The following is an 11,563-nucleotide window of genomic DNA, read 5'->3' on the forward strand; positions in this document are numbered from 1 at the left end:
ATCAGAAAAATGCGCATCCAATTAGATACCGACTTCACATCTCCCTTATATTGCAGAATCGCCCTCGTCTCACGGGCAAGTTCCTCCCAACCAGTGGGAAACAAGGAACGTAAAAATTCCCAATTTTCATCCAGAAATATCGTATTCGCATCCATAGTGGTTGCATTATACACGCATCCACACTGCTCAACAATAAGTTTCGATAATCATGTTAGCGCATATGGGGCTTTGCCCTTGTAACCCACCAGGAGGAGATAATCTCCTCCTGGACCTCCATAATGATATTTTTGTTTCAAGCAACCTACTGGCTCTGTCGGCTTTTGTTGTTGACTTTTGTGGTGTTTTTACTGCATTATTAACGGCTAATTATCGATACTACAGGATGATTTTTCTCTCCTTCCTCCCGTGCAGCTCTTTTCTGCCGCTACCTCCATTGTGTGGATGAAACCATTGTGAGTCGCGATACCTTCCGTATAGATAGCCATAAATTAATCTACCACCCACAGCGCACGGCTCAGGTGCTGGCCGCACAAGAGGATTGGCAACTTGCCAAAACAGTCTATCCGATCTATGTCGAAATGGCTTTGGTGGGAGCCTGCAACCATCGCTGCCTCTTTTGTGCCGTCGATTATATCGGTTACAAGGCGGTACGCCTGGAAGAGTCGCTTCTGGCAAAACGGATTCCTGAGATGGCCCGTTTGGGGGTCAAAAGCATCATGTTTGCCGGAGAAGGAGAGCCGCTGCTGCATAAACAGGCCGGCGCCATCGCGGCTTTGAGCAAAAGTGTCGGTATCGATGTCTCTTTTACCACCAATGGCACAATCTTGCCCCCCGGATTTTTGGAGCATGGGTTGCCAGCCAGCTCCTGGTTAAAGGTCTCCATCAACGCCGGTACTCCGGCCACCTATGCCCAAATCCATCAGACCAAAGAGAGCGATTTTGCCAAGGTGGTGGCAAACATGTCGGCCATGGTGCAAGCGCGTCGGCAAGGCAATCTCTCTTGCACTTTGGGGGCCCAGGCGCTGTTGCTGGATGAAAATGCGCATGAAATGCAGCAGCTTGCCCTCCTCTGTCGCGATGAGATCGGCCTCGATTATCTGGTGATCAAACCCTATTCCCAACATATGTTCAGCAATACCCAACGCTATAGCGCTATCGATTATCAACGCTTTTTGCAGTTGGGAGAGCAGTTGGCCTCCCTGAATAATGAGCGTTTTTCGCTGATTTTTCGTGGTCACACGATGCAAAAATATGCAGACAAGGAAAAAGAACGCTATAATCGCTGCTATGCGGTGCCTTTTCTCTGGGCCTATGTCATGGCCAATGGCACCGTTTCCGGTTGCAGCGCTTTTCTCAAGGATGCCCGTTTTGAATATGGCAATATTCGCGAACAGAGCTTTCAGGAGATCTGGGAGGGGCCGCTGCGCGAGAAAAGTTTTTCTTTGCTCAAGCATGAGCTGGATATTTCTGAGTGTCGGGTCAACTGCCGTATGGATGAAATCAATCGCTATTTGCACCAAATCCATACCCAGTCGATCCCGCATATCAATTTTATTTAACCTGCAGCGGCAGAACATTATGGTGTAAACATGAAAAACAGGCAGAGGGGAAAAGCAGCGCCGCGCGCACGGAGTACAACGGCGCCACAGCCAGTCGTGGCAGTGGATGTGCAACAAAAATTGGCAGAGGTCCGAAGCTGCCATCAACAAAACAATTTTGCCAAAGCATTGGCCCTCTGTGAGGAGATTTTGGCCAGCGATCCCCAACAGCTTGAGGCTTTATTTCTTTCCAGCAATATTTTGATCAATCTGCAAAATTTTCCCAAGGCCAGAGTGCGCATTGAAGAGGCTTTGACTCAGCAACCGCAGCAACCGATGTTGCTGTTTAATGCCGGAGTGATTTTGGCCGGTTTGCAGGAGTGGCCAGCGGCGGTAGAAAAGCTGCGTCTTTTGGTACGTCTGCAACCACAACACCAACGCGGACTCTATTTGCTTGGTCATGCCTTGACCAGGATGGAGCGCTGGGAAGAGGCAGCAGAGATTTTGCATCGTTCGCTTGATCTGGCGCCCGAGCATGCCGACTCCCATCTGCTTTTGGCGAAAGCTCTGCAAAACCTGTCCGTCACCTATTATGCCCATTATCACCGCCGTCTGGGGAGCTATTATGCGGGGGTGCCACTTGCAGCACCTCCCACACCCCGCCACACCCTTTTTGTCAACCGGGAAAAGGCTTTGCAGAGTGCCCGTGCTGCCCGCAAGGTGCAAGAGACCATTCAAAAGGCTGTGCCACAGCTCTGTTATCATTTTGGTCAACCCTTTGCCGATGCGCCAGCCCAACTGATTTGTCTGCCGGGCGATACCATCTCTCTCATGGAGTTTTTCACCCGCACCCCCTTTACCCATCCCGAAGAGATCGATTTTGATCCGGCGCAACCGATGGAACGGCAGGAAGCCAAACGGATAGTGCAGATTCTCTACAAGACCATGGTGGTGCGGACCCAGGTAAAAGAGGAGATGGAAAAAAAGGTGCGTAGCGCTGCGGCCCCGGCAACTGCCGGAGAGGGAGCGCTGCGGGTCTATATTGCCACCTCACGCAAGCTGGATGTGATGTTGTCCAACTCGCGTGATCTGCGCAGCGCCTTCGAGCAGTTGGGTTGCCAGGTGATGATGGCCATGGAACCGGATGAGCGGGAGACTTTTCATGCCATTCATTATCTGCAGCAGATAGATGCCTTTCGTCCGCACCTGCTGATTGATATCAATAATTATTATAAGTTGGCTGTGCATCCAGAGACCTGTTGCGTCTATTGGTATACCGATCCCATGCCGGTATTGCTGCGTGGCCAACCTTTTCCCTGGCGGCAAAAGGATATTCTCTACTCTTTGAACCAGGAGTTTGCGCAATTGATCAAAAATTGCGGAGGCAAGGATGTCCGGGTACAGGGATTTTGTTATGATCAACAGCTTTTTCGTGACTATGGGCAAGCGCGTCAACGCAAAGTGGTGTTTGTCGGTTCAACCCACGATTTTGTTTTGAGTCAATATCCCAACCCGCAACCTATATTGCAGGAGATGCAGCACCATTTTATGGCCGGCGAGCCGTTGAACAATCCCTTGCTGGAAGAGTATGCGGCGCGCACCGGCTTGCCTCCCACCGAGATCTCTACCTTTTTCTGGGGCTATGTGGTGCGCAATGTCAGTGTGCGTTGGTTGTGTGAACTGGCCGGAGAGATTCCTGTAGAGATCTATGGGCATGGTTGGGAAAAGGATCCTGTGGTGCGACCCTTTTATAAGGGCTCTTTGCCGCATGGTCAGGCGGTCACCGATCTCTATAACCAGGCTGAATATGCGCTGGTGCCGCATCCCTATGATTTGGGCAGTCAAAGGCTGGTGGAGGCTGCTGCTTGTGGCATCATCCCAGTTGTCTATGATTGTCGCTATTGTGCCGATCCGCCGCATTGGGATGACAACTGCCTCTGGTATCGTCGCAAAGAGCAACTGCGGCAGAGGTTGCAGGAGAGACCGGCGCAGGATTCCAAGGTGATCAGTCAAGGACGCTCCTATTTGGAGTTTGCCCAGCAGATTTTGCAGCGGTTGGGCATGAGGCCAGCGCCTGGGTTGTAGAAATGGGCTGCACAGTAGATTTATTCACAAGCTCGGAGCTTTTCAGCAGCGCCGAGGTGCGATGGTCAAGCCGTTGCGGGCAGAATAAACAGCGAGGGACAGGTCAGGAAGATGACAGACAAAAAAATTGTCTCACTGCCAGAGTTGGGTAAACTGGCGCACGGTTATCGTGAGCAGGGTAAAAAGGTGGTGTTGTGTCATGGTGTTTTTGATCTGCTCCATCCGGGACATATGCGTCACCTGCAAAAGGCTCAGGAGTTGGGGGATGTGCTTTTTGTCACGGTGACCACCGATGAATATGTCAACAAAGGGCCAGGGCGACCGGTATTTACCAGCCAGTTGCGTGCTGAGAGTTTGGCGGCGTTGGCTTGTGTGGGGCATGTGGCGATCAACCATGCGCCAACCGCTGTCCCGGTGATCCATACTGTACAGCCTGCCATCTATGTCAAAGGCCAGGATTATAAGGTGGTTGCCGATGATATCAGCGGCAACATCTCCACCGAACAGGAGGCGGTGGAGGCACACGGAGGCCGTTTGTGCTATACCGAGGAGATTCAATTCAGCTCTTCCAGTATCATCAACGATCAGTTTGATGTTTTTTCGCCGGCGACCAAGGAGTTTTTGCGTCGTTTCAAAGAGACGCATCAGGCCGAGGAGATTATCAAAGCCTTGCAATCTCTGCAGGGGTTGCGAGTGTTGGTGGTGGGCGAGGCAATTGTTGATGAATATTGCTATGTGCAGCCGATGGGCATGGTTGGCAAAGGGGTCAATGTCATGGCCTGCCGTTACACCTCTACCGAACAGTTTGCTGGCGGTTCATTGGCGGTGGCCAACCATTTGGCTGGTTTTGTCGAGCGGATCGCGCTGTTGACCGGTTTGGGACAACAGGATCCCCATGAACCATTTATTCGTTCCAAGCTGGCAGCCAATATTGAGCCGGTTTTTCACTATTATGAAAGCGCGCCCACCCTGGTCAAACGTCGCTTTGTTGATGAAAACATGAACAAGCTTTTTGAGCTCTATTTTGGCGATGAAGAGCCGATGAGTGACAAGGTGGAGGAAGAGATCTGCCAATGGTTGGCCGAGCATGGGGCAGAGTATGATCTGGTGATAGTCCCTGATTATGGCAATGGTTTGATTTCGCCGCGCATAGTGGAGGCTTTAAGCCGTCATGCCCGTTATCTGGCTGTCAATACCCAGGTCAACGGTGGCAATCGTGGTTATCATGTGGTCACCCGCTATCCCCGGGCCGATTTTGCAGCAGTCAATGAGCCGGAGCTGCGCCTGGCGGCCCATGATCGTTTTGGCTCTTTGGAATCGCTGGCCCGTCGCATCAATGGGCAGATTCACAGTGCCTTTTTTGCGGTCACACGCGGTTCCGAAGGGGCTCTGTTGTGGGACAGCAAAATGGATCGACTGCATAGCATTCCTGCCCTTTCCACGCGGGTGGTGGATCGGGTCGGGGCGGGAGACAGCTTTTTGGCTTTTGCCAGTTTGGCGCTTGCTGGCGGTCTGGATCCTGAGATCTCGCTTTTTATCGGCAGTGTGGCCGCAGCTTTGGATGTGCAAATTGTCTGCAATCGGGAGCCGATCGAACCGCTTGCCTTGTATAAATATATGACCACCTTGATGAAATAATGAGCAGGGCTCCGGCAGAGAAGATTGTCTCTTCTCCGAGCACAGATTCTCCCGTTGCTGATGCGCTTGCCGCCCAGCCGCTGCGTCTGGGGATCGATTTGGACAACACTTTGATCTATCTGGATGGGCTGTTTTTTCAGCAGGCCCAGCAGCGTGGTTGGTTTCCGGCGCAACCTGTTTTGGATAAAACGGCGGTGCGTGAGGCGCTCCGGCAGCGAGCGGATGGGGAGAAGCTCTGGCAATCGTTGCAGGCGGAGGTGTATGGTCCGGCTTTGTGGCAGGCTCCGTTGATGGCGGGAGCGGACTCCTTTTTACGTCATTGTCGAGCGCAAGGGGTGGAATTGTTTATTGTCAGCCATAAGAGCCATCATGCGGGGCAGGGCAGCGAACGTGCAGATATACGCGCCACTGCCAGCGCCTGGTTGCGAGAACGGGGCTTTTTTCAGCCAGAGGGTTTGGCCTTTGCCCCGGAGCATGTCTACTATGAGGCGACGCGCCAGGAAAAATTGGCGCGTATTGGCCAATTGCAACTGCACTGTTTTATCGACGATCTGCCAGAGGTGTTGCTCGATCCGCATTTTCCGGCCAGTGTGCGTCCCATCTGGTTTAATCCGGCACAGCGCCCCGCTTTGCCAGGGATTGCCTCTTGTTGCCACTGGCAGGAGATGCAGCGCCATGTGTTTGTCTGAAGAGCATGTGCAACATCTTGTGACTTTGGTTGCGCAAGCTTTGGCGGAGCCGGTACAACTGTGTGCAATAGGCGGTGGGGGGAATCATCGTTTGTTGCGTTTGCGCACTGCCCGGCGTGAATATGCCTTGAAACATGATCCGCTGCCGGTAGGCAACGGTCGGGATCGTTTGGCGCAGGAGTGGCGGGCCATTACCTTTTTGCAGCAGCAGGGTGTGCATTGTCTGCCGCAGCCGGTGACCTGGTGGCCGGAAGAGCGTTGTGCTTTGTATCATTGGATTGATGGGCAGCCTGTTGGGCCGTTGGATGGCGCCCTGCTGGAGGAGATGCTCTCTTTTTTGCAGCGGCTTTTGCCACTGCAAGAGCTGCCGGAGGCCAAGGAGTTGCCTTTTGCCTCGGACTATTTTGCCCGGCCATCGGCGGTGCCGGAGCAGTTGCAGCGTCGTTTGCGCCGTTTGCGCGAGGGGCAGGAGGAGCCGCGCTTGTGCCAATTTTTGGATGAAGAGCTGCAGCCGTTGGCAGAGAGGGCCACGGTCTATGCCCAAGAGCAGCTTGCTGCACAGTGGCATCTGCCGGTGGGGTTGATACTGAGTCCCTCGGATTTTGGGATTCATAATCTGCTGCGTCGGGCGGATGGGGAGCTGATTTTTTTGGATTTGGAATATTTTGGCTGGGATGATCCGGTCAAATTAGGCTCTGATTTTCTTTGGCATCCGGCCATGCGTTGTTCTGTAGCGTTAGAGCAGCGTTGGCGGGCGGCCATGCAGCGCCTGGTGGCAACAAAAGATCCCGGCTTTCGGCAACGCTGGCAGGCGTTGCATCCGCTAAACGGTTTGATCTGGTGCCTGATTGTATTAAACCCCTTCCTGCCGGAGGGATGGCAGCGTTTGACCACCTCACAAAGCAAAGAGGAGCTGTTGCAGCAGCGATTTCATGTTGCCTGCCAGCGTCTGCAGCATATCAAGAAGGAATTGCCATGAGCGATGAGACAACTGAACCTTTGGACGAACGTTCCCGCTATTTGCGCCGTTTGGTTTTTCGGGCGATGCAGGGCGGTGGACGGGGCCATCCTGGTTCCGCACTCTCGTTGATCGAGATTGTGCGGGTATTGTATGACCATATTCTCCAGGTTCGGCCCGGCGAGCCGCAGTGGCCACAGCGTGATCGGTGTATTCTCAGCAAAGGGCACGGCTGTTTGGCGCTCTATGCCATACTGGCCGATAAAGGTTTTTTTCCGATGGAGGAGTTGGATCGTTTTTGTCGTTTGGATGCCATGTTGGGTGGTCATCCTGAGTTGGGAATGGTCCCCGGAGTGGAGGCATCCACTGGGGCTTTGGGTCATGGTCTTTCTATTGCTGCGGGGATGGCTTTGGCGGCGCAGCGCAAAGGGGAGACCCATCGGGTGATGGTGATTTTGGGTGATGGCGAGCTGGATGAAGGCTCGGTGTGGGAAGCGGCGATGTTTGCCGCCAAGCATCGCCTGCAACAACTGACGGCTCTGGTTGATTATAATAAATTGCAATCGTATGGTGCGGTAACCCAGGTCCAGCCTTTGGAACCTTTGGCTGATAAATGGCGTGCTTTTGGTTTTGCGGTGGCGGAAGTGGATGGACATGATCCAGAGGCGTTGCGCAGGTTGTTGCAACGTCTGCCTTTAAGCGAGGGAATGCCTTCAGCCATCCTCTGCCATACGGTCAAAGGCAAGGGGGTGCCGATGGCGGAGCACAATCCCGACTGGCATCATAAATCCAGCTTCAAAGCCGAGGAGCTGGCGCAACTGCAATCGGCACTGGGGAGTTAAGAGATGCGGCGCGTATGTTTGGATAGGGTTCATCAACTGGCTCGCCAGCAGCGGCAGATTATTTTTATTGGTTCGGATCTGGGCAGTGGCACTTTGGAGGCGATGCGCAAAGAGCTGCCCGAACAATTTTTTATGGAGGGGATTGCCGAACAAAATCTGCTGGGTGTCGCTGCCGGGATGGCCATGGAGGGATATATTCCCTATGTCAATACCATTGCCACCTTTTTGACCCGGCGCTGTCTGGAGCAGATTGTTGTTGATCTTTGTCTGCCCAATCTGCCGGTACGTTTGCTTGCCAACGGCGGAGGGTTGGTTTATGCGCCTCTGGGTCCGACCCACACCACTCAGGAAGATATTGCCCTGCTGCGCACCTTGCCTAATATGGCCATTGTCGCCCCGGCGGATGCTCCGGAGATGAGCCGTTTGATGGAGCAGAGTGTGGGTTGGCCGGGTCCGCTTTATATTCGTTTTGCCAAAGGGGGAGATCCTCTGGTCTCCCGGCCAGAGGATGGTTTTACGATTGGCCGGGCCATCTGTTTGCGTGCGGGCAGTGATGTGGTGATCATCAGTTATGGGGTGATGGTCAAACGGGCTTTGCAAACGGCAGAGCTGTTGGCGGCGGAGGGGATCTCTTGTGCTGTCTACAACTGTCATACCATCAAACCTTTGGACTCGGCGCTGCTTTCGGTCATGGCTGGCGTTCGTCTGGTGGTTTGTGCCGAGGAGCACTCTTTGATTGGTGGTTTGGGCAGTGCTCTTTTGGAGCTGCAGAATGAGGCCGAGATGCTCAAGCCAACCTTGCGTTTTGCCCTTCCGGATCAATTTTCCCACCGTTATGGTTCCCAGGATCAACAATTGGCAGGGGTCGGTTTGGAGCCGCCAGCGATGGCAGCACGTATCCGGCAACGTCTTACTTCCTTGATGTGACAGGAGAGCAAACATGTCCTTGCGTATTTTGTTGCTGGGTCATACCGGCAAGATGGGGCTGGCTTTGCAGCATGCTTTTGCTGGTTTGGGAACGGTGATTGGTTATAACTCCACGACGTTGAACGCCGCCGATCCTGAGGCGGTGGCAGAGGTGGTGCGCCATAATCAACCCGATCTGCTGATCAACACCATTGCCTTTTTGGGCATTGATCCTTGTGAAAAAGATCCCCTTTTGGCGCAGCAGATCAACACTCTTTTTCCGCGGCAGTTGGCTCAGCTTGCAGCCGAGTTGAATGCGGTGTTGATCCATTTTTCCACTGATGCGGTATTTCCTGATTTGGCCGAGGGGGCTTATACGGAGGAGATGTGTCCGCAACCGATCAATCTTTATGGCGCCAGCAAATGGATGGGCGATTGCATGGTCATGCACCATGCGCCACGTCATTATATTTTTCGCTTGCCACTGCTGTTTGGTCCGGCCAGCAAAGCCAACCAATTCATGGAGCGGATGTTAAGTTTGTTGGAGCAGGGGCGGCCCCAGTTGCGGGTTGCGGAGGATATTATCTCTTCGCCCTCCTATTCGCGGGATTTGGCGGCGGAAGTGCGTCGGGTTTATGCAGAGCGTTATCCTTGGGGAGTCTATCATCTGAGCAACAGCGGGACAGGCTCTTTGTATGAGTTGATGCACGAGGTGGGCAAACATCTGCAGATAGCCGAAAAGATTCACCCTGCCTCCTACCGGGAATTTCCCTCTTTGGGGGTCAAGCAGACCCGTACTCCGCTTGTCTCACTCAAATTACCTCCTCTGCGTCCCTGGCAGGAAGCGGTGGCAGCGTATTGTCAATTGTTGAAAGGAATGTCTGATGACTGATCAGTATATGATGGATGGCCACAAGATGATTTGGCACCCGGAGCGTGTGGCGGCCTGGATGAAGGGGGAGCCGATTGCGCCACTGCATATTGATACGGGGTTGAGCAAGGGGTGTAATATTCGTTGTGAATATTGTTTTGGTGCCCTGCAGCGCAACTCTTTTACCAAGGGGAAGGATTTGGTTTTTCCCAGAGAGGCGTTGTTAAATTTTATGCGTGACTCTGGCAAGGCTGGAGTGCGTTCCATGGCATTGATAGGTGAGGCAGAGCCTTTGCTCAATCCGGCTGTGTATGAGGCCATTGTGGTGGGCACGGAAGCCGGGGTGGATATGGCGGTAGGCACCAATGGTATTCTCTTGGATACAGGTCGTGATGGGGAGATGGCGTTGGAGCATTTGAAATGGATTCGCTTCAACATCAGTGCTGCCAGTGCGGAGAGCTATTTGAAGATTCATTCCAGCAAAGATTTTGCGAAGGCAATCAGCAACATTCGTTTTTGTACGGAGACCAAGGCGCGCAAAGGTTTGCCGGTCACGGTAGGCTTGCAGATGGTATTGACCCCCAACAATGTCAACCAGGTAGTGCCGTTGGCGCAGTTGGGCAAGGAGTTGGGGGTGGATTATCTGGTGGTCAAGCAGTGCAGCGACATGGTGGAAAATGAGTTGGGCATTTTTGAGCAGTTGGGGGTCTATTCCTCTTTTGAATCGTTGCTCAAGGCGGCTGAGGCAGAAAGTGCGGGCTCTTATCGGGTGATCGTCAAATGGGGCAAGATCATGAACCAGGGACGGCGCAATTATGATCAGTGTCTGGGTGTGCCTTTTTTGTTGTATGTCAGCGGTGATGGGCGCGTCTATCCTTGTGGTGGTTTTTTTGACAAGGAGGAGGAAAAATATCGCATGGGAGATCTGAAAGAGAGCTCTTTTATCGACATCATTGCCAGTGCCCGGTATCGGGAGGTGATTGAGCTGGTCAAGCAGATTGATGTGCATTCGCAATGCTATACCAACTGTCGCACCCATGCGGTCAATGATTTTGTCTGGCAATTGACCCATCCGCCGCAGCATGTCAATTTTGTCTGATGGCATTGGCGCACGGCCTGTTCTGTCAATTGTGTCTGATGGCATTGGTGCACGGCCTGTTCAGGGAGGCAAATGATGGGAGAGTTGGTTGATTTTATGGGCCTATTGCACAAGAGCACCAGGCGCGATTATCGCGAGCGGGTTTGTCAGCATGACAAGCCGCTTTTGGTGGAGAAGGCGTTGCAATATGCCTTTGATTATTGGGATGGGGATCGCAATACTGGATATGGGGGCTATCGCTATCTGCCCGGGCGTTGGACTCCGATTGCGCAGGCGATGATCGATCATTATCAGTTGCCGGAGGATGCGGCGATTTTGGATATTGGTTGTGGCAAAGGTTTCTTGTTGTATGAATTTATGCGTTTATTGCCCAAGGCGCGGGTGGCAGGTCTGGATATATCCCGATATGGGATCGAACAGGGTAAAGAGGAGGTCAAGCCTTTTTTGACCTGTGGCAATGCCATTGCCTTGCCGTATGCGGATCAATCCTTTGATCTGGTCATCTCCCTGGGGATGTTGCACAGTTTGACCAATTATGAGGTCTATGCTGCCTTGCGGGAGATTGAGCGGGTAGGCAGAGGCCATAAATGGGTGATGCAGGAGTCTTATCGCAACGAGCGGGAGCGGATCAACATGCTCAACTGGCAGTTGACCCAGCGCACCTATTTTCGGGTGGATGAGTGGGAGTGGTTTTTCAAGATGGCTGGATATACCGGGGATTATGGATATATCTTTTTTGAGTGATGCGGAATTGGTTGTTCTGGGTAGAGCGCAACTATTCACCCCCCAAAACGACTGGGGGTCCAGGGATTCCCTCCCTGGCCGGGTCCAGGGATGGAATCCAGGGCAATCGCATTTGAAAATCAGAAAATTATTATGGAGGTCCAGGAGGAGATTATCTCCTCCTGGTGGGTGCAGGGCAAAGCCCTGCTGGTAA

General features: G+C 53.0%; 10 protein-coding genes. All 10 read left to right on the forward strand.

Annotation, left to right across the window (positions count from 1 at the left end):
• The first annotated feature begins 452 nt into the window (after positions 1–452).
• Positions 453–1,559 carry a radical SAM protein gene (locus EJP87_RS09735; protein WP_130471677.1) on the forward strand — a complete coding sequence of 369 codons (1,107 nt, stop codon included), beginning with the start codon at positions 453–455 and terminating at the stop codon, positions 1,557–1,559.
• 30 nt (positions 1,560–1,589) lie between these two features.
• Complete coding sequence (locus EJP87_RS09740; RefSeq protein WP_130471678.1) at positions 1,590–3,623, forward strand: tetratricopeptide repeat protein; 2,034 nt, start codon at positions 1,590–1,592, stop codon at positions 3,621–3,623.
• 111 nt (positions 3,624–3,734) lie between these two features.
• Complete coding sequence (locus tag EJP87_RS09745; RefSeq protein WP_130471679.1) at positions 3,735–5,261, forward strand: PfkB family carbohydrate kinase; 1,527 nt, start codon at positions 3,735–3,737, stop codon at positions 5,259–5,261.
• Positions 5,261–5,950, forward strand: a complete 690-nt coding sequence (locus tag EJP87_RS17810) for a hypothetical protein (RefSeq protein ID WP_193771274.1) — start codon at positions 5,261–5,263, stop codon at positions 5,948–5,950. Before EJP87_RS09745 ends, EJP87_RS17810 begins: the two co-directional genes overlap by 1 nt.
• A complete protein-coding gene (locus EJP87_RS09750; RefSeq protein WP_193771275.1) occupies positions 5,937–6,929 on the forward strand; it encodes an aminoglycoside phosphotransferase family protein in 993 nt (330 codons plus the stop codon). The genes EJP87_RS17810 and EJP87_RS09750 overlap by 14 nt, the downstream gene beginning before the upstream one ends.
• A gap of 20 nt (positions 6,930–6,949) precedes the next feature.
• Positions 6,950–7,750 (forward strand): transketolase, encoded by an 801-nt coding sequence (locus EJP87_RS09755; RefSeq protein WP_193771276.1) that lies wholly within the window; start codon positions 6,950–6,952, stop codon positions 7,748–7,750.
• Between the two features lie 3 nt (positions 7,751–7,753).
• Positions 7,754–8,677, forward strand: coding sequence for a transketolase family protein (locus EJP87_RS09760; protein ID WP_130471682.1), 924 nt, complete (start codon positions 7,754–7,756; stop codon positions 8,675–8,677).
• A gap of 13 nt (positions 8,678–8,690) precedes the next feature.
• Entirely contained in the window at positions 8,691–9,548 is an 858-nt protein-coding gene (locus EJP87_RS09765) for an SDR family oxidoreductase (RefSeq protein ID WP_130471683.1), read from the forward strand.
• Entirely contained in the window at positions 9,541–10,626 is a 1,086-nt protein-coding gene (locus tag EJP87_RS09770; protein WP_130471684.1) for an SPASM domain-containing protein, read from the forward strand. The genes EJP87_RS09765 and EJP87_RS09770 overlap by 8 nt, the downstream gene beginning before the upstream one ends.
• A 72-nt stretch (positions 10,627–10,698) precedes the next feature.
• Positions 10,699–11,370 carry a class I SAM-dependent methyltransferase gene (locus EJP87_RS09775; RefSeq protein WP_227657558.1) on the forward strand — a complete coding sequence of 224 codons (672 nt, stop codon included), beginning with the start codon at positions 10,699–10,701 and terminating at the stop codon, positions 11,368–11,370.
• Positions 11,371–11,563 lie beyond the last annotated feature (193 nt).

It is taken from the genome of Candidatus Magnetaquicoccus inordinatus (assembly GCF_004217665.1).
In the GTDB taxonomy this organism is placed as follows: domain Bacteria; phylum Pseudomonadota; class Magnetococcia; order Magnetococcales; family Magnetaquicoccaceae; genus Magnetaquicoccus; species Magnetaquicoccus inordinatus.